Raw genomic sequence first — 20349 nt, forward strand, 5'->3', positions numbered from 1 at the left:
GATGCGGGGCGCGGCTGTGGGTTGACGGAAGGGTGGTACGGGATGCCGTCTGAGGACGAGCGGGTGACGGGGCAGGCGATGTTCACCTCCGGGCGAGCCGCACAGCTAGCGTCCGACGCCGCACGGAAAGCGGGGCTCGACCCGACCGGCGCTGAGCTGATCCGCTTCGGGGAAAACGCCCTCTTCCGGCTTCCCTCCCATCCGGTGATCGTGCGCGTCGCCCGCTCGACCGACTACCTCGGCTCTGTCCGCAAAGAGGTCGCGGTCGCGCGCTGGCTCGCCCGCGAGGGCTTCCCTGCCGCCCGCGTCCTGGACGACGTCGAACAGCCCCTCGTCGTCGAGGGCTGCCCGGTGACCTTCTGGCACCTCATCGAAGCAGCCGACCGCCAGCCCACTTACGGCGAACTCGGTACCTTGCTGCGGGACTTGCATTCCCTCTCGGTACCCCCAAGCTTGGATCTCCCGCCCTTCTCCGCCTTCGGCCGCACCGATCTGCGGATCGAGAAGGCCACCGGCATCCCCGAGCATGACCGCGCCTTCCTCCGGCAGCGCGTCCAGCAGTTGCGGGCCAACCTGGCGGCGTTGCGCTTCGATTCCCCGACTGGCCCGGTGCACGGGGACGCGCACATCCAGAACGTCATGGTGGACGGCGGTGGGCGCGCCGTCCTCATCGACTTCGAGGCGTTCTGCCACGACCACCCCGAATGGGACCTCATGGTCACCGCCACCGAACACCGCAGCCTCGGCTGGCAGTCCAGGGACGAGTACGCGGCGTTCGTCACGGCCTACGGCCGCGACCTCAGCGTCTGGCACGGCTATCCCACCCTGCGCGGCATCCAAGAGTTCCAGATGACCACCTGGCTCATGCAGAACATTGGGGAAAGCCCCGCCGTGGCCGCCGAATACGCCCACCGCGTGGCCACCCTGCGGGACGACAACGCCCCTCGCCACTGGCAACCCGGCTGAGCCGTGCCGTCACTCCTCGCCCAGCTCAGCCATGGCCTCGCGCACCCGCTCATTGAACCGCCGCACGGCAGGGTTGCCCTCGTGCCGGGACACGGCCCGCTGGAAGTCGTTGACGTAGCGCTGAAAGCGAGAGGACTGAAGCGCGTCCCCGCCTTCAACCGCCGATCCTGCCGTGGCGACAGCCGCCTCCAGCTCGCCGTCGAGTAATTGGCTCTGGGCTAGCACCATGCGGCAGAACCCAAGAGTCCGCGCGTACTTCGGGTCGGTCAGCTCGACGGCACGCTCCGCGAACCGGACAGCTTTCCGGCCCTGGTTCAGATCGCGGAAACAGTGGCAGAACTCCCCGACGAGTTCGGCCTCGTCCATGTACGCCAACCAGTCGGGGTCCTCGGCGGATGCGGCACGTTCGAAGTGGCGTTCGGCCTCATGCATCGCCCGCGTAGCGCCGCTCACGTCTCCGGCTGTGGACAGTGCCCGCGCCTCATGGGCGGAGAACAGGGCCATCGCCCGTGGGGTCGAACGCCCCTTGCCACCCTCCACGGACGCGCGGGCCAGCCGTACGGCACGCGACACCTGGCCCAGATAGTTGGCCTGATGACTCATGTTGGCGAGGATGCGCGCCCCCATCATCCGGTCGTCCACGACCTGGGTCAGGCGCAGGGTGGCGAGCAGGTAGCGGTCGGCCAGCGCGTGATTCCCGGTGTCGTAAGCCGTCCAGGCAAGCAGTTGCGACATCTCGGCGGCAGCCGTGAACAGGGCCTTCCCCACCCGGTCGCTGTAACTGGCGTTCAGGAGCGGCAGGACGTCCTCGCGGAAGTAGTGCCGCAGCGGCCGGTGGCCGTGTCCGCCGCCGAACCTGAAATCGAGGTGTGTGAACATCTCTGCTGCGGTGCGCAGAGCCGCCACGTCCCGCATAGTGACGCGCTGCGGCACGGTCTTGGGCGCGGTGAGCCCGTCCGGCCGGGACACGAGCCAGGACAGCACCGCCGAATTGACTTCCCCCTCGGGCAAGAGCAGTTCCCCGCTCGCCCCGTTCTCCGGGCGGAAGCGCGTCAACCCCTCCATGATGTTCAGTGCCTCAGGTAGCGACGTAGCGTAGCTGGCACCGAACGACGAGATGGGCTCGGCCGGTCCCAGTAAGCCGATATCAGCCGGGCTGATCCGCCGCTTCAGTTTCTCGCTCAACGCCTCCGCCAGAAACGCTGCCGTCTGGGGTTGGATGCCGTTGCCGTCCAACCACCGCTGCACAGCGACGTGCGTCGTCCCGACATGCACGCCCCGGCGGCACGCCACGTCCTGCACGCGTCGCGCCAGTCCCTTGTTCGAGACGCCAGCCTCAGCCATCACGGCGGCCAGTGCCCGATTCGGTTCCTTGTTCATGATCACCCTAAGCGGGTCTCGATGACGCTGTGTGCCCATCGTGACACGCGTAGCCGACGCCCGGCAGGGGGTTCATCAGTGAACCCCCTGCACATTCCTGCCGGTCCCAGCACGAGCACATGAACCCCCCGGCGAACGCTCCCGGTCACGGCCCGGTCGGCCTTGACTGAGCAGCACAGAGAGGGAAACCGCCTCGGCGCCGACAGAGAGGACGCGCGATGAAGCCCGCCCATGCCAGAGAACACCCCTTGTCAACAGCCCGGTTGGCCCCCTGGGAGCCGGTCACCCTGGCCTCCGCCGAACGGTTCCGCTCCATCACGCTGGTAGCGGACTCCACGGACACGGCTCAGGTGGCCCGCCGTACCGGTAGCGAGGTAGTGCGGGACTGGGCTCTGCCGGTCTGCGCCGATGACGTGGAGCTGTGCGTGTCCGAACTCGTGGGCAACGCCGTGCACCACGCCACCCCGGATGGCCGGATGACGTCCTTCGGCGAGGTACGCCTTGTCGCCGTCGTCTTCCGCGCCTGGTCCCGCTGGCTGTTCGTGGAGGTGGCCGACCAGGACTCGACGCCGCCCATGCTGCCCGTGGGAGACCTCCTCGTGCCCGACCTCTCCCGGCTGGAGACCGACGACATGCTTCCCGACCACGGCCGCGGGCTGTTCCTCGTCCAGAGCCTCGCCAGCGCGGTGTGGTGGTCCCCCCGGGACGAAGGCGGGAAGAGCGTCTTCTGCCGCTTCGACCTGGACGACAAACACCGCACCTGAGACCGCAGAGTCCCGGGCCGGGCCTCCCCCTTGCACCCTGACGGGCAACCGGGGTGGCCCGGTGGGAAGGCCCGCCGCATTGATGCTGATGACACGGGGCGGCGGGCATGTCTCACGCCACGGGACCTACCGCTGCCACGCCTCGGCGCCGTGAGTCTGACGCTGCCGTGAAGCTAGGGTGGCAGCACCGGGTTTCGTCCCCCGAGCAGCGCACGCGCAGGGGGCGAATCCGCACGTTGAAGCCGCCTCTGCTGGGGAGACGAGGATGACCGCGGTCGCGCTCTTTGCCCTGTGGGGTGTGTTTCTCTCCCTGGCCGTGCTGTCCCGCGCTGGACGTCGTGACGGCCTCACGCCAGTCCAGCGCTGGATCGTTGCCCACCGGCTGGCCTACAGCGCGGGGTTCGGCTGTGTGGTCGGGGCAGGTGTGGCCGTGGCCGCCGCTAACCCCTGGTTCGCGTTCACCGGGCTCATCGCGGCGGTGGGAAGCTGGGCTGCCCTGCCCCACGCCGAAGCACGCCTGCGCCGCCGCTCCACCATGTGAGGGTAAGCAAGCGGCCCGCGTCCTGCTCGCGCCACGGTGAAGCGGAGCTTCCACACCAGTCGGCGCCGGCCACCTGCGGGCCGACTGGAAGTAGGTGCTCCCGTCAGGAACGTGCCCGCGACTGAAACCGTACGGTCGGCACGGCGTGATGCCAGGCGGTGCGCTCGGCCCTCAAAACGGGCGGGCGATCTCGGAGAACGGTACGAAGTCCACGCCGGTCAGTCCTTCGGGACGTTAGAGCGATGGGGGCCGGATTTCGCAAGAGACGCCAGGCAGGTCGTCGAATGCCGCCTTGCCGTCCGTAGTCACGACCGTGCGGGCGGTTGCCGCAGCCGTCGCGGCGATGATGAGATCGTGCGCCCCTCGCGGCTTCCCTTCCCGCCGAACGTAGGCCATCAGGCGTGCGTGCACCACTGCGACGTCGGCGGTGTAGTCCTCTACGGGGATGAGCGCGCGGATTCCGTCGACGAACGCCTGCCGCCGCGCGCGTCGCCCGCCATCCGTGAGTTCGACCCCGTGCTGCAACTCCGCGAGGGTGACGGCAGCGATGGTCACGTCGTCCTCGTCGTCTAGCAGGTGGGCCACATCGGCCGGGTTGCGGTCGGCCCGTACGAGGACACCGGTGTCGAGAATCAGGCGTCGGGCCACGTGCCGCTCAGTTCGTCAGTGAGGTGATCGCGTGCCGCCGCCACGTCCGCCGCGAAATCGTCATCCACCGGGGTTCCCCTCAGGAACTCCTTGATGGCGGCTCCGTTGCCCGCTGCGGCTGGCGACAATGTCGCCAGGCGTCGCCCTCCTCGCGTGATGATGATGGTCTCGCCGTGCTCGGCATGGTCGAGCACGGCCGCGAAATTGCGCGACACTTCCGTCGCCGTCATGACCCGCATGGAATCAGAGTATCTGATTCTGTATCTCGCTGCTCCGGGTTCCGGGACGCTGGCTCCCACCCGCGCGGCGGGTGCCTCTCGGGGCGGCCACAGCGGATAGGGTGCTGGGCGCACTGCACGGAGTGCCGCACGGAAGGGGTTCACGGCGCGCGTGAGGAGCGGGCGCGGGCCGGGAGCTGGCGGCGGTCAGGGCGCGGCGGTGGCCGACGCTGACGGCATGGGCACCGCAGGCGTAGGCGCGGACACCATCGCGAAACGCATCAGCGAATTCGTCCGCACACATCAGAAGGCTCACACGTAAGGAAGAAACAGGCATGGCACGCGCGTGGGATTTCGCTCTCATCCTCGACCGCACCCTCGAACGACACGAGCTGACAGCCTTCGACGAGTACGGAGAAGATCTGGGCGACCCCGCAAACGGATCTCTCACCCCGACTTCCAGCGGTCCCAACCCGTCCCAGGTCTACTGTCTCACCCCCGGCGCTTCCCTGCTCGACGCCGTCACCACCGCCGCAGCGGCCATCCGGAAGCACACGGGAGCTCGCGCCGTGCGGATCGAGGTCGATGAGGAGCACCGGGAGTCTCTGGACGGCCTTGCCCGCGTCACCGCGTGACCTCCGCGCCGACGGAGCACTCACCATGTCTGCGTCCAGCGTGGCGGGTGGAAGCAGGCGCCCCGACGACGAGGCGGCAGCCGCCGAGCCGAGCGGTGGCCCAGAGGTGTGATCGGGAGGGCCGTGACGCTGGCCCTCCCGCGTGGCCGGATCTCGGTGGAGGGAGACGGGGCCGTTCGTCCAGCCATCCCACAGACGATCACGCGCCGCCAGCGGGGGGTGCCGCTTTGCGGGGCAGGGCGAGGACGATCAGCACCGCGCAGGCGGCCAGGATGGCGGCACCGGTGCGGAAGGCGAGCGCGTAGCCGGGGGCGAGCCCTTCGGGGGTGTCCCCGGTGATGTGAGCGGCGGCGACCGTGGAGAGCGCCGCGAGTCCCAGCGAACCGCCCATCGTCCGCGCGGTGTTGACCAGCCCGGAGACGATTCCGGCGTCCTGCGGTTGCGCCCCGGCGGTGGCGACGGACGCCAGCGGTGTCGCCGACAGCCCGGCGCCCAGCATCATCAGCAGCCCCGGGCCGAGCATGGTACCCAGGTACGTGCCGTCCGCATGCAGCGCGCTCTGCCACAGGTAGCCGAGCGCCGCGATCAGCACGCCCGACAGCGCGACGTTGCGGGCCCCCGCCCATACCATCAGCCGTGGCGCCAGCTTGGACGCGGCGACGATCATCAGCGAGTGCGGCAGGAACCCGAGCCCGGCCTCCAGTGGCGTGAACCCGAGCACGTTCTGCATGTACAGCGACATGAAGTACCAGGAGCAGAACATCGCCGCCCCGCAGGCGAACATCGCGGTGTTCCCCGCCGCGACGGTCGGCACGCGCAGCAGCCGCAGCGGCATCAGCGGCGCCCGGGTGCGTGCCTCGACCCCGGCGAACACCCCCAGCAGCGCCAGCCCGGCCACCAGCGGCACGAGCGCGGCGGGCGCCGTCCAGCCCGCTGACTCCGTCTGCACGATGCCGTAGGCGAGCGTGGCCAGGCCGCCGGTGACGAGCACCGCGCCGGGCACGTCCAGCCGGCGCCGCTCCCCCGCCCGGCTCTCCACCAGCCACACCGACGCCGCGACGAGGACCACCGCGCCCACGGGGACGTTCACCAGCAGCACCCAGCGCCAGTTCAGCGCGTCGGTCAGGACGCCGCCGATGAGCGCGCCCGCCGCGCCGCCGCCCGCGCCGACCGCCGTCCAGGTGCCGATGGCGCGGTTGCGGGCTGGTCCCTCGGCGACGGAGACCGTCAGCAGGGTCAGGGTCGAGGGTGAGAGCACCGCCGCCCCGACGCCCTGCGCGGCGCGTGCCGCCAGCAACTGCCAGGGTTCCTGCGCGAGTCCGCCCGCGAGGCTGGCGACGGTGAAGACCGCGAGCCCGGTGAGGAAGACCCGTTTGCGCCCGAACAGGTCGCCCGCCCGGCCGCCGAGCAGCATGAACCCGGCGAAGGTGATGGTGTAGGCGTTGACGACCCACTGGAGCCCGGTGGCGCTCATCCCGAGGTCCGCGCGGATCGCGGGCAGCGCGACGTTCACCACGGAGACGTCGAGCACGACGAGGAACTGTCCGGCGCAGGCGGCGAACACCACGGCCCACAGCGGCGGGTTCCGGCGCCGGGTAACGGGTATTCGAGCCTTCTCCGCGTCCCGCGCCGTGTCCTTGGCCATGGCGTTCATGCTAAAGGCGGGCGGGCACGGCCTCCCCCGGCGGTACCACGCGCAGCTACGGCGCGGTACCGCCGGGGGCCGGGGCGGGTGCGGGCGGCGTATCCGGCCGCCCGCACCCAGGTCCCGCGCTGATGTCGCCGATCCTCGCACGGGGCGGGCCGGACGTCGATGGGCCGTCAGGTCATGCCCGCCGTCCGGCCCGTGCCGGGCGGGCGGGCGGCTCACATGCGCTTGATCTTGGCGTAGCGCATCGCTTCCGGCGCCTCGGAGGCGATGACGGCCACCGCCGCCAGGACCAGGGCACCCACGGCGATACGGACGACCGTCGCCGGGATGAAGATGCCGTTCCTCATCGCGGACTCACCTCCTCCCCCGGCTCGGCCTGCGACTGGGACACCTGCGGCTGGGACAGCAGCTCGGTCACCAGCGAGGTGACGAGCCGGACGGCCTCGGTCACCGCCTGCTGGACGGGCTCGCTCAGCCCCACGCTGACGTCGGGCTCTTCGCCGGTCATGCGCACCAGCGGTTCGCAGCCGACGACCAGCACGCGCGGCAGCGGCCCCTCGCCCAGGCGGCGGGCGAGCGCCAGCACCTTGACCGGGTCCATGGCGTGCGCCTCGGGGGCGACGTCGTCGAAGGAGTCGACGGGTGGCTCGATGACGCTCAGCGTGCCGGGCCGCTCGCCGCGCGGTGCGGCGTCCACGAACAGCGCGGCCGCGTAGCCCTCGGTGAGCCGGTAGGCGAGGTCCATACCGCGGATGCCGAAGTCGGCGACATGCACCTCGGGCGGCAGGGCCGTCTCGCGCAGGGCGGTGGCGACGGCGGGGCCGAAGCCGTCGTCGCCCAGGAAGACGTTGCCGATGCCCGCGACCAGCACGCGCGGCGTGCGCACCGCTTTCGTGCCCCCGGCGGGCGCGGCGGGTTCGACCTCTTCGGGGGTGAAGAAGAACCGGTGGCCGATCTGGGCGGCGGCGGCGAAGTCGCGGCCCGGGTCGCCGTCGAGGATGACGGCGAGGTGCACCCTGCCCTCGAAGTCCTCCTCGACGGCGACGACTTCGGCGGTGCGGCCGGTGAGCGCCAGGTCCAGGATGTCGGCGCCGGGCAGGGGCCGCAGCCGCACCCGGCTGCCCCGGCCGAGGGCCACGCCGTCCACGAGCACGGTGCGGGCGGGGTCAGGCGCGTTGTCGGGGGCCGTGTCGGGCGTGTCGGGCGTCTCCCAGGGGGCACTCACGCGTCCTCCAGCGGGGCGGTCGGGGCGAGGGGGCGGAACTCGCGGATGGTGCCGTGCAGCGCGGCCAGTTCGGCGGGGCTGAGCCGGGCGCAGCGGTCGAGGATTTCGCGGGCGCGCGGGTCGCAGGCGCGGGCCTCGGCCTGCTCCTCCTCGGTCAGGGAGAGCACACTGAGCACGAGGAGCTGGTCGATCTCGCCGCCGTCGAACAGGTCGCCGGGGCTTTCGGGGGCGACGGCCGGGAAGTCGTACAGCGTCACCGGGGAGCTGAGCACGGTGTGCGCGCCCGCGGTGCCGTCCCGGCGGCCAGCGCCGAGCCCGCCCGGGCCGCCGTCCACGAGGACGGGCCACACCCCTTCGTTGCGGCACGCGGCGGCGGCGTCGGCCAGGCGGGCCGGGGGCTCCAGCAGGGAGACGAACCGCGCGGTGGCGCAGTGCAGCACGGTGTGCGTGGAGACGAACGCGTAGCGCGCGGCCCGTTCCCGCGCGTCGCGGGCGGCCGGGTCGGGCGCGGGGCAGTCGGTGGTGTTGGCGACGTGCACGGCGAGCCGGTACACGCCACCTGCGACCGGCTCCGCGCTCAGCCGTACGGTGCCGGTGAGGCGCTGCCAGGTGCGCTGGAGGGTGGCGGCGTGGGTGCCGTCCGGCGCGTGCAGCGGCTCGCGGTCGGTGCCGGGTGCCACCGTCAGCGGCACCTCGCGGGCGCCCTCGGGTAGCGCGCGCAGCTCGGCGAGCGTCAGCGGGAGGGTGAACTCCCGCTCGGTGGCCTCCTGCCAGGCGAGGTACCGCTCGCCGCCCACGGTCACCGCGTCCACCGGCTCCGGGCCGCCGGGACCTTCGCGCAGCACGGTGCGGTCCACGACGTGCAGGAACCGCACCCGGACGGTGACCTCGACGCCGTCGGTGCCCCCCGTGCGCTCGGTGCCGCACGTGTGCTGGGTCCCGCCCGTGCGCTGGGTCCCGCCCGTGCGCTGGGTCCCGCTGCCGTCCGGGCCGCTGGTGCCGCCTGGGCCGCCGGTGCCCGGGACGCCGGTGCCGCCCGGGACGCCGGTGTCGAGCAGCACCTCGGTGTGGGAGGCGGCGCGTTCGCCGAGCGGCTGGGCGCACGCGGGCGGGAAGACGCCGCCGAAGGTCCAGCGCTTGGTGTTCTTCAGTGCCGACCTGCGGTAGGGCCACAGCAGGTAGCCCTCGTAGAGGCAGGTGCGCACGATCTTCTCGACGGCCTCGGCGGCGTCCATGGCACTCCGGGTGGTTCGGGCGTGGGGCGGGCGGGATGCGGGCGGGATGTGGCGGGCGGTCGGGGCTCAGGTGGCGGGGGTGTCGGCGGGTGCCTCGGCCGCGTCCAGCAGACGGCACACCGCCTCGTCCCAGCCGGTGCACACCTGCCGGGCCCGGTAGGCGTCCAGCCGGGCCCACGTCTCGGCCGACAGCCGCAGCCACGGGCTGCCGGGGTAGTAGCGCTCGACCAGCTCGTGCCACAGCGCGGCGGGCAGGCGGCAGGCGGCGTCCTTGGACCAGGAGACGCGGGCGGTGCGCAGCAGGCCGCCGGGGCCGTCGTAGAAGACGGTGCCGCTGAACTGGAAGTCCAGCGGCACGTCCCCGTCGGTGACGGCCTTCAGGTACTTGGTGACGGCCAGCTCGGTGTCGTAGCCGCACGGCACCAGCAGGCCGGTGGTGGTCCGGGTGTCGAAGGCGGGCACCTGCACGGTGGTCTGCGTCCACGGCAGCGGGCGCAGGCCGTCGGCCCACTGGTCGGCGCCGCCGAACAGCTCCGCGAGGGCCGCGCGGGCGCGTGCGTCGTAGCGGCGCCGGGTGACGTCGATGCGCAGGGCCGTCGTCAGGCTGACGGAGCGGACGGGGCCGCCGCCGGTGCGGGAGAGTTCCACGGCGAACCGCAGCGTGGGAACGGCGGCGTACCGCTCCTGGGTGACACCGGTGACGGCGAAGTCCAGGTCCGGCACGGCGTGGTCCCCGGCGCCCGGCGCGGCGTGGCGGACAGCGCCCGGCCGGGCGCCGCCCCCCGCGCCCGGCCCGGTGCTGCCCCCGGCGCCCGGCCCGGCGGCACGGGGTGCGGCTCCCGTCCGCTCCGGGCCCGTCATGACGGGGAGAGGTTCGGCATGTCGGGCTGGATCGGCTCGCGCAGCGCCGCGTTGATGCCGGTGGAGCGGCGCATGGTGGAGCGGTCGTCGTCGGTGTGGCCCGGCTGGTGCTTGGCCTTGCCCTGGTGGTTGCCGCGCCGCACGCCCTTGGTGTGTGACGCCGCGTCGTTCTTGATGTCGGGTTTGCCTACGGAGATGCCCATGACGCCTCCTGCTGGGTGCGGTTGTGGTGTGGAGCGCCGCCGGGGTCTGTGGCGGCGCCGGTGGCCGGCGCCGACAGCTCTGTCAGCTCTGTCAGCTCCGCGAAGAAGCCGTCAACGCGCTGCCACACCTCCTGGCCACCGCTGAGTCCCTTCCAGTGTGCGCGCACCAGGGCCGCCAGGCGGTAGCAGTCGTCCAGCGGCAGCAGCCAGTGTTCGCGCCGGTCGCGGGCCCGGTGGACGAGCAGCGCCTCGACGTCGTCGGCGAGGTCGGCCAGCGCGGGGTGTTTGGCGGTCACCTCGTGCCAGACCCCGGCGTCCGGGTGCGCGCGCAGGGTGCCCAGGGGGCTGGGGTAGCGGGCGGTGACCTCGCCGGAGGCCGCGTGCCGGGTGAGGAACACCAGGTCCACGGGCAGCCCGAGCCCGGCCCACAGGGCGTCGTCGATCGTGTCGTCCGGCAGTCGCAGGCGGCGGCGCGGCAGCAGGCGGTAGTGCGCGCCGCCGGCCGCCTGCCGGTCGAACAGCAGGGCGCAGGCGCGGCAGGCGCAGGACACCTCGTCGGAGAGCAGGTCGAGCAGGTGCCGGTGGGCCTCGTCCAGCGGCTGCGCGCACAGGTCGCAGCGTTCCCCGGCCGCTTCGGCGTGGCGCGGGTCGCGGGCCGCGGCGCGGTGGGCCACGGCCCGCAGCCGGGAGGCGGGGGCGGTCACGGCGTGCCGCCCACCGGGGCCGGGCGCTGGAACAGCGCGTCCACCGGGATGACGGGCGCCGGGGCGGCCGGTGCCGCCGCCCGCTCCACCTGGACGTCGGCCAGCTCCGGCGCGGCGGCGGTCAGCGCGTCGCGCACCGTCTGCTCGGGCGGTACCGGGGGCGGTGAGCAGCCCTTGGTGGTGCCGGTCAGCCGCACGTGGGCGGTGGCGTCCGTCAGCTGTGCGACGTCCAGTTCCAGGCCCAGTCCGCGCAGGTGCCCGGCCGCCGCGTCCAGGGCGCGGCGGGCGCGGGCGGCGGGCGGGTCGGGGTGCAGGTCGTGCACCAGCAGCAGGTGCCCGACCAGTTCGTCGTCCGCCAGCCGCCGCGCCAGCGCGTCGCCGCCCGCCTGTTCCGCGTGGTGCAGGACGCGGGCGAGGGCGTCACCGTAGAGGCCGACCAGTGTCTCGACGGTCTCCCGGGCCCGGGCCGCCGCCGCGCTGTCGGGCAGCGCGTCGAGTCCGCCCAGCTGCTCCTCGGCGCGCCGCACCTGCTCGCGGGCGAACGCGTCGTCCCACCCGGGGTGCTCCCGCTGCTCCTGGCGTGCCATCTGGTCCCCGGCGTCCCCGGTCACGCTCCCACCGCGCCGAAGGTCGGCGAGTGGGACTGGGTGAGGGTCTTGCCGCCGCCGAGGTACATGTGCACGCCGCAGGGCAGGCAGGGGTCGAAGCTGCGCACGGTGCGCATGATGTCGATGCCCTTGAAGTTCTCCGGGCCGTTCTCCTCGAAGATCGGGCAGCCTTGTACCGCGTCCTCGTACGGGCCGGGGGTGCCGTAGGTGTCGCGCGGGCTGGCGTTCCACGGGGTGGGCGGGTACGGGTGGTAGTTGGCGATCTTCTTGTCCCGGATCACCAGGTGGTGGGAGAGGACGCCGCGCACCGCCTCGTGGAAGCCGACGCCGATGCCCTCGTCCGGCACGGTGAAGTCCTCGAACACCTTGGTGCGCCCGGCGCGGACCTCGTTCAGGGCCTTCTCCACGAAGTACATCGCCATTCCGGCCGCGTAGGCGACGAAGTACATGCGGGCGCGGTTGCGCTCGATGGTGTTCGGGAAGGGCGGCGGCGTCCATTCGAGGTTGACCTCGGGCATGCCCGGCGTCTTCGGCAGGTCGATGCGCACGCTGTGCCCGGTGGAGTGCACGTAGGGGGTGCGCACCTTGCCCGCCAGGGCGGTGGCCCACAGGCGGGCGATGGGGCCGCCTCCGGTGTCCAGGGCGAGGTGGTCGCCGTTGCGCGGATCGACCCAGCGCGGGCTCATCACCCAGCTGTACTTGCCGCCGTCGGTCAGGTCGCGCTTTTGCGGTGCGGGCAGCGTGGTCTGGTTCCACGGGTGGCGCTTGTCCACGGGGTTGCCCAGCGGGTCCCGGTCAACGTAGACCTCCTCGCTGGTCCAGTCCTCGTAGTAGGAGCTGCCGAGCAGGATGCGCATGCCGAGGTTGATATCGACCAGGTTCGTGGTCACCAGCTCGTTGTCCACGACGATGCCGGGGGTGACGAACATGGCGTTCCCCCACTCGTTCATCGTCCGGTAGCGGTAGTCCACGACCTCCGGGTCCTGGAAGGCGCCCCAGCAGCCCAGCAGGGTGCGGCGGCGGCCGACCTCCTCGTAGCCGGGCAGCGCCTCGTAGAAGAAGTCGAAGACGTCGTCGTTCATGGCGACGGCGCGCTTGACGAAGTCCAGGCAGCGGGTGAGGCGCACCAGGTAGTCGGTGAAGAGCTGCGGGGTGGCCACGGTGCCGACGCCGCCGGGGTAGAGCGTCGAGGGGTGCACGTGGCGCCCCTCCATCAGGCAGCACATCTCGCGGGTGAGGCGGCTCATGACGAGCGCCTCCTTGTAGGTGCTGCCCTCGAAGGGGTTGAAGGAGCGCATGATGTCGGCCATCGTGCGGAAGCCGTGCTGGTCGCCGCGCGGCGCGGGGGTGCGCTCGGCCCGCTCCCACACGCCCGGGTTGGTCTCCTTGACCATGCGCTCGCAGTAGTCGACGAAGACCAGGTTGTCCTGGAAGATCGTGTGGTCGAACATGTACTCGGCGGCTTCGCCGAGGTTCATGATGTAGTCCGCGAGCGGCGGCGGCTTGACGCCGTAGGCCATGTTCTGGGCGTAGATCGAGCACACGGCGTGGTTGTCGCCGCAGATGCCACAGATGCGGCTGGTGATGAAGTGCGCGTCCCGTGGGTCCTTGCCCTTCATGAAGACGCTGTAGCCGCGGAAGATCGACGAGGTGGAGCGGCACTCGGCCACCCGCTTGTTCTGGAAGTCGATCTTGGTGTAGATGCCGAGGTTGCCGACGATGCGGGTGATCGGGTCGAAGGCGACCTCGGTGAGCTGACCCGGCGGGGCCTCGGCCGGACGGGACTGGGTGGCGGTCACTGGGAGCGGTCCTCTCCTGATGCGTGCGTCCTGGGGGCGTGGGGCGTGCGGATCAGCGTCCGGTCCACCTCGGTGCGTAGCCGGAGGTCAGCTCGGAGCGGTTGTGGCGCCACTTGGGTTCGTGGTTGGCGGTGCGGTTGGTGATCGCGCGCAGGGAGCGCACGAGGGGGCCGTAGGTGGAGGACAGCAGCGCGGAGGACACGCTGCCGCCGGGTGGCTCGTCCATGAACGGCATGAACTTGTCCGGGAAGCCCGGCATGGTGCAGGCGATGCAGATGCCGCCGACGTTGGGGCAGCCGCCGATGCCGTCCATCCAGCCGCGCTTGGTGACGTTGCAGTTGACCACCGGACCCCAGCAGCCGACCTTCACCTGGCACTTGGGCGAGTTGTAGTCCTTGGCGAAGTCGCCCTGCTCGTAGTAGGCGGCCCGGTCGCAGCCCTCGTGCACGGTCTTGCCGAACAGCCAGGTGGGGCGCAGCTGGTCGTCCAGCGGGATGGTGGGCGCCATTCCGGCCGCCTGGTAGAGCAGCCAGGTCAGCGTCTCCATGAAGTTGTCCGGCTGGACGGGGCAGCCGGGGACGTTGATGACCGGCAGGCCGCCAGCCGAGCGGAAGTCCCAGCCCAGGTAGTCCGCCAGGCCCATGCAGCCGGTGGGGTTGCCCGCCATGGCGTGGATGCCGCCGTAGGTGGCGCAGGTGCCGATGGCGACGACGGCCAGCGCCTTGGGGGCCAGCAGGTCCAGCCAGGTGTTCAGCGGGCGGGGCTCGCCGGTGTCCGGGTCGTTGCCCATCGACGTCCAGTAGCCCTCGCCGTTGATGTTCTCGTTGGGGATGGACCCCTCGACCACCAGCACGAACGGCGCGTCCAGCTCGCCGCGCGCCGCCTGGTGGAAGGCGTGCAGGAAGTCCTCGCCCGTCTCGTAGGCGAGGACCTTGTTGTGCAGGTGCACCTTGGGCAGGCCGGGGATCGCGCCCAGCACGACGTCCTCCAGGCTGGGCAGGGAGGCGGCGGTGACCGAGACGGTGTCGCCGTCGCAGCTCATGCCTTCGGAGGTCCACAGGATGTGTACCTCGTCCACGCCGCTGGGGGCGGCCGTTTCGGTGGTCATCGCGCCTTCCTTCCCGGCCGCCAGCGCCCTGCTGCCGTCCCGATCGCTCACCTCGTGCAGGCTGACACGCGGCGAAAAAGCTCACAAATCGGACACGCGGGGGGTGGGTTCGGTGTACCCGGCCAGGTGTTCGGGCGTCCGCGCGGGCCGGGCCTTGCGCACGAAGGCCGCGCGCAGGGTGTGGTACGGCGCGCCCGCGTCGAAGAACGTCTGGCGCATCCGGGCCAGCTCCGCCTCCCGGTAGGCCCCCAGCGGCCGGTGCGCCTCGTCCCGCTCCCGGGCCGCCTTCTTCGCCGCGATCCGGCCCGGCAGCTGCGCCGACGCGGTGAGCCGTACGGCCAGCCGGGTGACCTCGGCACCGAAACCGCCCGGCGGCACCGGCACCAGGCGGTCCACCAGCCCCGCCCGGTGCGCCGCCGCCGCGCTCACCGGCAGCGCGCGCTCCGTCAGCTCGCGCGCCGCCGCCTCGCCCACCCGGCGCGGCAGCACGTACGTCCAGAACTCCGACCCGTACAGCCCCATCAGCCGGTAGTGCGGGTTGAGCACCACCCCTTCCCGGCACCACACCTCGTCGGCCGCCAGCGCCAGCATCACACCGCCAGCCGCCGCGTTCCCGGCCAGCGCCGCCACCACCAGCCGGTCCCCGGTGGTCAGCACCGCCTCCACCAGGTCGTCCATGGCCCGGATGGTCGCCCACGACTCCGCCGCCGGATCGGCCGCCGCCTCGATCGCGCCCAGGTGGATGCCGTTGCAGAAGAAGTCCCGGGTGCCGCCCAGCACCAGCACGTCCGTCGGCCGGGTACACGCGAACCGGTACGCCTGCAGCAGCCTGCGGCACTGCTCCGCGCTCATCGCCCCGCCGGGGAAGGACCACCGCAGGAACCCCGCCGACCCCTCCTCGGCGTACCAGATGTCCCGGTAGGTCTCGCGCCGCGCCGGTGACCACAGCGACGCGGGCACCTCCGGAGCCCCCGCCCCCACCTGCTCCGCCGCCGCCCGCCGGAACGTGCGCGGCCCGCCCGGACGCCGGCGGGGCCGCACCTCGGGAATCCACACCGCCCCGTCCGCCGTCGCCCGGCACACCGCGCCGTGCCGCGTGGCCAGCACCTGGCCCGGGCGGCCCCGCAGCCGGTCCTCGCGGCAGCCCCCGTGCAGGTACCAGTCACCGTCCAGCACGCCCGGCTGGGAGTGCGCCGCCCGCAGCTTGCGCAGCACCACCTCGGTGGAATCCGCCGCCCAGTCGATGCGCCGCTCCTCCTGCCGCACGACGGGCCGCCACCGCCCCGCACCGGCCCGGCGCGGCACGTACGTTCCCGACGCGAACCGCTCCACCGCCTCCAGCACCGCCCCGCTCGCCGCGTCCGCCAGCTCACCCCGGTACAGCGCGCTCTTGCCCACGCCCGGCGGCACCGGAAACGACGCCGACGCCCACACCGGCCCGCCGTCCAGCTCCGCCTCGGCCTGCAACACCGTCACGCCCCACTCGGTGACCCCGTCCAGCAGCGCCCGGTCCAGCGCCGAGGGACCCCGGTCACCCGGCGGTCCCGGGTGCACCACCAGGCACGGGTACGCCGACCACACCTCGCGCGGGATGGCCCGCGTCAGCATCGGCGCGATCACCAGCTGGGGGTCGTGGGCCCGCACCGCGTCCGCGAACCCGTCCACCGCCAGCTCGACCGCCACCCGGTGCCGACGGTCGGTCAGCTCGGTGAAGACCCGCTGTGTCAGGCTGTTGAAGGCACTCGCCAGAAGCAGGATGCGCACGGCCACCTCCCAGGGCACGGGGATCAGGACAGGCCGCCGATCCTGACGCCCCCTCCCGCCCCGCCCGCCGCACGCCACGCCCCGGTGTCGGCCGCACGGGGGGAAATCGTCACCCCAGGGCCGCGCCGTCCCCTCCCCGGGCACCCGGAATGCCACCGTGAACCCGATGCACGAACTGTCGATCGCCACCGCCGTCGTCGAAAGCGCCGAGGCCGCCGCCCGGCGGCACGGCGCCACCTGTGTCGGCTCCGTGCGGCTGCGCGTCGGCGAGCTGTCCGGCGTCGTCCCCGACGCCCTGCGCTTCTCCTTCGAACTCGCCGCCGCCGGGACCGCGCTGGAAGGCGCTGCGCTGGAGATCGAGGACGTGCCCGCCCGCGCCCGCTGCGCCACCTGCCCCGGTGACTTCCCCGTCGGCTCCCCGCCCGACCTGCGGTGCCCCCGCTGCGAGGGCTCGGCCGCCGAACTGGTCAGCGGGCGGGAACTGGAACTGGCCGCCGTAACGCTACCTTCAGGAGTGACCCCGTGATGTGCCGGACCGTTGACCTGCGCCACGCGGTGCTGGCGAAGAACGACGGCCTCGCCGCCAGCCTCCGCGCCGACCTGGCCGGGCGCGGCGTCACCGCCGTCAACCTCATGTCCAGCCCCGGCAGCGGCAAGACGGCGCTGCTGGAACGCGTGCTCACCCGCGCCGGTGAACGTCACCTCGCCGCCGCCGCCCTCACCGCCGACCTCGCCACCGAGAACGACGCCCGCCGCCTCGCCCGCTCCGGCGCCCCGGTCCAGCAGGTCCTCACTGGCGGCCTGTGCCACCTGGAGTGCGAGCAGGTCCGCGCCCACCTCACCGACTGGCTCCCGGCGGGCGTACGGGCGCTGTTCATCGAGAACGTCGGCAACCTGGTCTGCCCCGCCTCCTACGACCTGGGCGAATCCCTGCGCGTGGTGCTGATGTCGGTCACCGAGGGCGAGGACAAGCCGGTCAAGTACCCCACCGCCTTCGGCCTCGCCCACCTGGTGGTACTCACCAAGACCGACCTCGCCGACGCCGTGGAGTTCGACTTCCCCGCCTTCACCGCCCACGTCGAGCAGGTCAACCCCGGCGTCGAGATCGTGCACTCCTCCGCCCGCACGGGAGAGGGCGTCGAACCGCTCCTGGACCGCGTGCTCGCCACGTGCAGCGGCGTGACGCCCCACCAGCCCGTGCTGGCCGCCCAGCACCTGGCCCACCACGCCCACGACCACGGCCCCGGCGGGCATGACCCCGGCGGCCATGACCACGGCGGCCCCGACGCCGACGGCCACCACGCCCCGGCACGCGGAGCCCACGACCACGACAGCCCCGGGACGCACGGCCACACGCCGGACGAGGCGGAGGCGGACGGGCTGACCCGGACGCTCAACGCCCCGGCCGCACCCGGACGGGTGACGGACCCGAGCCACCAGGGCTGAGCCGGAGCGGACCGAGCGGACTTCACCCATGACAGAAGCGGTCACCCAGGACGCGGCCGACGGCGGCGCGCACGGCACCGCCAGCCCGGATGCCGGGCGTGACGGCGCTGCCCACGACTGCACCGCGTCCGGCGGCGCCACGTCCGGCACCGCCGCGTCCGGCAGCACCGTGCGCCACGGCGCCGCGTCCGGCGGTGGCAGGACGCGGCGCCGCGTCACCGTGCGCGGCGTCGTCCAGGGGGTCGGCTTCCGCCCGTTCGCGCACCGCCTGGCCACCGGGCTCGCCCTCACCGGCCACGTCTCCAACTCCGCCGCCGGAGTCATCGCCGAGGTGGAGGGCCCGGCGGACGCCGTCGAGGAGTTCTGCCGGCGGCTGCGCACCCAGGCTCCGCCGCTGGCCGCCGTCCGCGAGGTCACCCACACCCCCCTCACTCCCACCGGCGACGGCGAGCCGGGCTTCACCATCCGCACCTCCGCGCCCGACTCCGCCCCCACCGAAGACGCCGGACAGCGCACCCTGATCCCCCCGGACACCGCCACCTGCGCCGACTGCCTGCGCGAACTGGCCGACCCCGGCGACCGCCGCCACCGCCACCCGTTCATCACCTGCACCCACTGCGGCCCCCGCTTCACCATCGCCACCGCGCTCCCCTACGACCGCGCGACCACCACCATGTCGGTCTTCCCGCTGTGCCCGGCCTGCGCCGCCGAGTACACCGACCCGCTGGACCGCCGCTTCCACGCCCAGCCCGTCGCCTGCCACGACTGCGGCCCACGGCTGCGGCTCACCCCGTCCGCCGGGCTCGGACTGCGTCCGGCCGAGGGCGCACCGGCGCTGGCCGCCGCCCGGCTGCTGCTGGCCGAGGGCGCGGTGCTCGCCGTGAAGGGCGTCGGCGGCTACCACCTGGCCTGCGACGCCGCCAACTCCCGCGCGGTGGCCACCCTGCGCCGCCGCAAGGCGCGCGGTGACAAGCCGTTCGCCGTGATGTGCGCGGACGCCGCCACCGCGGCGCGCCTCGCCCACGTCAGCCCGGCCGAGCGGGCCGTGCTGACCGCCCCGCGCCGCCCCATCGTGCTGCTGCGCCGCCTGGCCACGCCCGGCCCGGGGCTACTGGCCGACGGGGTGTGCCCGGGCAGCCCGGACGTCGGCGTCCTGCTGCCCTACACGCCGCTGCACCAGCTCCTGTTCGGCCTCCCCGGTGATCCGCCCGGCCCCCGCACGCTCGTGCTGACCAGCGGCAACCGCTCGGGCGAGCCGATCGTCACCGACGACGCCGACGCCCTGACCCGCCTCGCCGGTCTCGCCGACGCCTGGCTCGGCCACGACCGCCGCATCGACACCCCGTGCGACGATTCGGTGGTGCGCGTCCGCGCGGACGGCACCGAGTTGGTGCTGCGCCGCTCGCGCGGGTACGCGCCCACCCCGCTGCCGCTGCCCATCACCGTCCGCCCCACCCTGGCCGTCGGCGGCGACCTGAAGAACACGCTGTGCCTGGCCGAGGGTGAGCAGGCGTTCTTCTCCGCGCACCTCGGCGACATGGGCGACGTCGCGACGCTGGACGCCTTCACCCGCGCCGAACAGCGGCTGCGCGCGCTCACCGGCATCGCACCACAACTGCTCGCCGCCGACCCGCACCCCGGCTACCAGGCCACCCGCTGGGCGCGGCGGCACGCGGCCGGGCGGGAACTGCGGCTGGTGCGGCACCATCACGCGCACGTCGCCTCCGCGCTGGCCGAACACGGGCTGGACGGCGCCGCGCCCGTCATCGGCGTCGCCTTCGACGGCACCGGGTACGGCGCGGACGGTGCGGTGTGGGGCGGTGAAGTGCTGCTGGCGGACTACGCCGGGTACCGCCGCCTGGCCCACCTGGCGTACGCCCCGCTGCCCGGCGGCGACGCGGGCGTGGCCAACTGCTACCGCACCGCGCTCGCCCGGCTGCGTACGGCCGGGGTCGCCTGGGACCCCGCGCTGCCGTGCGTCGCCGCCTGCCCGGCCGACGAGCGGCGCCTGCTGTCCCGGCAGCTGGAACGCGACCTCGCCTGTGTGCCCACGTCGTCCACGGGCCGCCTGTTCGACGCCGTGTCCTCGCTTGTGGGCGTGTGCCACCGCGCGGGCTACGAGGCGCAGGCGGCGATCGAACTGGAGGCCGCCGCCGCCCGGGCGTGGCCCGTACCCGAGCCGCCCCCGGGCTACACCTTCGCGGTGCGCGCGGGCGCGGGCGAGCGCCCGGACGTGCTCGACCCGGCGCCGCTGCTCGCCACGCTCGCCGACGACGTGCGGCGCGGTATCCCGGCCCCGGTGCTGGCGGCCCGCTTCCACCGGGCGCTCGCCTCGGCCGTCGTCACCGTCTGCCGTCGCGCGCGGCAGGCCAGCGGTGCGACGAGCGTCGCCCTCACCGGTGGCGTCTTCGCCAACGCGCTGCTGGACGAGGCGTGCGCGGAGGGCCTGCGCGCGCACGGTTTCACGGTGCTGCGGCACGGCCAGGTGCCCCCGGGGGACGGCGGTCTGGCGCTCGGCCAGCTCCTGGTGGCCGCGCACGCCCGCCCCGCGCACGCCGCATCAGCTGGCGACCCCCACGGACGAACGGAGTAA

General features: G+C 73.2%; 21 protein-coding genes. 7 read left to right on the plus strand and 14 right to left on the minus strand.

All coding sequences use genetic code 11. The annotated features are described in order from the left end of the window. Positions 1-42: 42 nt before the first annotated feature. The gene (locus JJV70_RS07250) at positions 43-966 is read left to right on the plus strand and encodes a phosphotransferase enzyme family protein (RefSeq protein WP_219046904.1); all 924 of its coding nucleotides are present in this window, start codon (positions 43-45) and stop codon (positions 964-966) included. 9 nt (positions 967-975) lie between these two features. On the opposite strand, the gene JJV70_RS07255 is transcribed toward JJV70_RS07250, so the two are convergent. Next, positions 976-2346, minus strand: a complete 1371-nt coding sequence (locus JJV70_RS07255) for a sporulation protein (RefSeq protein ID WP_219046905.1) — start codon at positions 2344-2346, stop codon at positions 976-978. Between the two features lie 218 nt (positions 2347-2564). Between JJV70_RS07255 and JJV70_RS07260 the strand changes: the two genes are divergently transcribed. Both JJV70_RS07260 and JJV70_RS07265 read left to right on the plus strand, forming a co-directional pair. Beyond that, positions 2565-3110 (plus strand): ATP-binding protein, encoded by a 546-nt coding sequence (locus tag JJV70_RS07260; protein ID WP_219046906.1) that lies wholly within the window; start codon positions 2565-2567, stop codon positions 3108-3110. 265 nt (positions 3111-3375) lie between these two features. Continuing rightward, on the plus strand, positions 3376-3651 hold the full coding sequence (locus JJV70_RS07265; RefSeq protein ID WP_219046907.1) for a hypothetical protein: 276 nt from the start codon (positions 3376-3378) through the stop codon (positions 3649-3651). A gap of 234 nt (positions 3652-3885) precedes the next feature. Here JJV70_RS07265 and JJV70_RS07270 read toward each other — a convergent pair whose 3' ends face one another. Together JJV70_RS07270 and JJV70_RS07275 are read right to left on the minus strand one after the other, a co-directional pair. Next, on the minus strand, positions 3886-4299 hold the full coding sequence (locus JJV70_RS07270) for a PIN domain-containing protein (protein WP_219046908.1): 414 nt from the start codon (positions 4297-4299) through the stop codon (positions 3886-3888). After that, on the minus strand, positions 4284-4538 hold the full coding sequence (locus tag JJV70_RS07275) for a type II toxin-antitoxin system Phd/YefM family antitoxin (RefSeq protein WP_219046909.1): 255 nt from the start codon (positions 4536-4538) through the stop codon (positions 4284-4286). The genes JJV70_RS07270 and JJV70_RS07275 overlap by 16 nt, the downstream gene beginning before the upstream one ends. Positions 4539-4852: 314 nt before the next feature. Here JJV70_RS07275 and JJV70_RS07280 point away from each other — a divergent pair, with 314 nt between their 5' ends. After that, positions 4853-5152, plus strand: coding sequence for a hypothetical protein (locus tag JJV70_RS07280; RefSeq protein WP_219046910.1), 300 nt, complete (start codon positions 4853-4855; stop codon positions 5150-5152). 199 nt (positions 5153-5351) lie between these two features. Here JJV70_RS07280 and JJV70_RS07285 read toward each other — a convergent pair whose 3' ends face one another. The 11 genes from JJV70_RS07285 to JJV70_RS07330 all read right to left on the minus strand — a co-directional run bounded on the left by JJV70_RS07285 (position 5352) and on the right by JJV70_RS07330 (position 16310). Next, positions 5352-6797 (minus strand): MFS transporter, encoded by a 1446-nt coding sequence (locus tag JJV70_RS07285; protein ID WP_257573544.1) that lies wholly within the window; start codon positions 6795-6797, stop codon positions 5352-5354. Positions 6798-7018: 221 nt separating this feature from the next. Beyond that, complete coding sequence (locus JJV70_RS22535) at positions 7019-7150, minus strand: hypothetical protein (protein WP_257573545.1); 132 nt, start codon at positions 7148-7150, stop codon at positions 7019-7021. Further along, the gene (locus tag JJV70_RS23160) at positions 7147-8028 is read right to left on the minus strand and encodes a hydrogenase maturation protease (protein ID WP_308294722.1); all 882 of its coding nucleotides are present in this window, start codon (positions 8026-8028) and stop codon (positions 7147-7149) included. Before JJV70_RS23160 ends, JJV70_RS22535 begins: the two co-directional genes overlap by 4 nt. Beyond that, positions 8025-9263: a hypothetical protein gene (locus JJV70_RS07295; RefSeq protein ID WP_219046978.1), complete on the minus strand. Its 1239-nt coding sequence runs from the start codon at positions 9261-9263 to the stop codon at positions 8025-8027. The genes JJV70_RS23160 and JJV70_RS07295 overlap by 4 nt, the downstream gene beginning before the upstream one ends. A 66-nt stretch (positions 9264-9329) precedes the next feature. Further along, on the minus strand, positions 9330-10124 hold the full coding sequence (locus tag JJV70_RS07300; RefSeq protein WP_219046912.1) for a DUF6084 family protein: 795 nt from the start codon (positions 10122-10124) through the stop codon (positions 9330-9332). Beyond that, positions 10121-10327 carry a hypothetical protein gene (locus tag JJV70_RS07305; protein ID WP_219046913.1) on the minus strand — a complete coding sequence of 69 codons (207 nt, stop codon included), beginning with the start codon at positions 10325-10327 and terminating at the stop codon, positions 10121-10123. Before JJV70_RS07305 ends, JJV70_RS07300 begins: the two co-directional genes overlap by 4 nt. After that, positions 10312-11031 (minus strand): DUF5947 family protein, encoded by a 720-nt coding sequence (locus JJV70_RS07310; RefSeq protein WP_308294723.1) that lies wholly within the window; start codon positions 11029-11031, stop codon positions 10312-10314. Before JJV70_RS07310 ends, JJV70_RS07305 begins: the two co-directional genes overlap by 16 nt. Then, positions 11028-11642, minus strand: coding sequence for a NifU family protein (locus JJV70_RS07315; protein ID WP_219046914.1), 615 nt, complete (start codon positions 11640-11642; stop codon positions 11028-11030). Before JJV70_RS07315 ends, JJV70_RS07310 begins: the two co-directional genes overlap by 4 nt. Next, positions 11639-13438 (minus strand): nickel-dependent hydrogenase large subunit, encoded by a 1800-nt coding sequence (locus tag JJV70_RS07320; protein WP_219046915.1) that lies wholly within the window; start codon positions 13436-13438, stop codon positions 11639-11641. Before JJV70_RS07320 ends, JJV70_RS07315 begins: the two co-directional genes overlap by 4 nt. A 52-nt stretch (positions 13439-13490) precedes the next feature. Continuing rightward, positions 13491-14546 (minus strand): hydrogenase expression protein HypE, encoded by a 1056-nt coding sequence (locus JJV70_RS07325; protein WP_219046967.1) that lies wholly within the window; start codon positions 14544-14546, stop codon positions 13491-13493. 81 nt (positions 14547-14627) lie between these two features. Continuing rightward, positions 14628-16310 (minus strand): enoyl-CoA hydratase-related protein, encoded by a 1683-nt coding sequence (locus JJV70_RS07330; protein WP_219046916.1) that lies wholly within the window; start codon positions 16308-16310, stop codon positions 14628-14630. 166 nt (positions 16311-16476) lie between these two features. Between JJV70_RS07330 and hypA the strand changes: the two genes are divergently transcribed. Genes hypA through hypF form a run of 3 tightly spaced genes read left to right on the plus strand, consistent with a single transcriptional unit; the run spans position 16477 to position 20349 of the window. After that, positions 16477-16836 (plus strand): hydrogenase maturation nickel metallochaperone HypA, encoded by a 360-nt coding sequence (gene hypA, locus JJV70_RS07335; RefSeq protein ID WP_219046917.1) that lies wholly within the window; start codon positions 16477-16479, stop codon positions 16834-16836. Beyond that, complete coding sequence (hypB, locus tag JJV70_RS07340; protein WP_219046918.1) at positions 16836-17756, plus strand: hydrogenase nickel incorporation protein HypB; 921 nt, start codon at positions 16836-16838, stop codon at positions 17754-17756. The genes hypA and hypB overlap by 1 nt, the downstream gene beginning before the upstream one ends. A gap of 28 nt (positions 17757-17784) precedes the next feature. Next, positions 17785-20349, plus strand: a complete 2565-nt coding sequence (hypF, locus tag JJV70_RS07345) for a carbamoyltransferase HypF (protein WP_219046919.1) — start codon at positions 17785-17787, stop codon at positions 20347-20349.

The sequence above is a fragment of the Streptomyces sp. JJ66 genome (genome assembly GCF_019303495.1).
In the GTDB taxonomy this organism is placed as follows: domain Bacteria; phylum Actinomycetota; class Actinomycetes; order Streptomycetales; family Streptomycetaceae; genus Streptomyces.

Coding starts and splice junctions, on each gene's coding strand:
- JJV70_RS07250 (WP_219046904.1), top strand. CDS start 43: ATGCCGTCTGAGGACGAGCGGGTGACGGGGCAGGCGATGTTCACCTCC.
- JJV70_RS07255 (WP_219046905.1), bottom strand. CDS start 2,346: ATGAACAAGGAACCGAATCGGGCACTGGCCGCCGTGATGGCTGAGGCT.
- JJV70_RS07260 (WP_219046906.1), top strand. CDS start 2,565: ATGAAGCCCGCCCATGCCAGAGAACACCCCTTGTCAACAGCCCGGTTG.
- JJV70_RS07265 (WP_219046907.1), top strand. CDS start 3,376: ATGACCGCGGTCGCGCTCTTTGCCCTGTGGGGTGTGTTTCTCTCCCTG.
- JJV70_RS07275 (WP_219046909.1), bottom strand. CDS start 4,538: ATGCGGGTCATGACGGCGACGGAAGTGTCGCGCAATTTCGCGGCCGTG.
- JJV70_RS07280 (WP_219046910.1), top strand. CDS start 4,853: ATGGCACGCGCGTGGGATTTCGCTCTCATCCTCGACCGCACCCTCGAA.
- JJV70_RS07285 (WP_257573544.1), bottom strand. CDS start 6,797: ATGGCCAAGGACACGGCGCGGGACGCGGAGAAGGCTCGAATACCCGTT.
- JJV70_RS22535 (WP_257573545.1), bottom strand. CDS start 7,150: ATGAGGAACGGCATCTTCATCCCGGCGACGGTCGTCCGTATCGCCGTG.
- JJV70_RS07295 (WP_219046978.1), bottom strand. CDS start 9,263: ATGGACGCCGCCGAGGCCGTCGAGAAGATCGTGCGCACCTGCCTCTAC.
- JJV70_RS07300 (WP_219046912.1), bottom strand. CDS start 10,124: ATGACGGGCCCGGAGCGGACGGGAGCCGCACCCCGTGCCGCCGGGCCG.
- JJV70_RS07305 (WP_219046913.1), bottom strand. CDS start 10,327: ATGGGCATCTCCGTAGGCAAACCCGACATCAAGAACGACGCGGCGTCA.
- JJV70_RS07325 (WP_219046967.1), bottom strand. CDS start 14,546: ATGACCACCGAAACGGCCGCCCCCAGCGGCGTGGACGAGGTACACATC.
- hypA (WP_219046917.1), top strand. CDS start 16,477: ATGCACGAACTGTCGATCGCCACCGCCGTCGTCGAAAGCGCCGAGGCC.
- hypB (WP_219046918.1), top strand. CDS start 16,836: ATGTGCCGGACCGTTGACCTGCGCCACGCGGTGCTGGCGAAGAACGAC.
- hypF (WP_219046919.1), top strand. CDS start 17,785: ATGACAGAAGCGGTCACCCAGGACGCGGCCGACGGCGGCGCGCACGGC.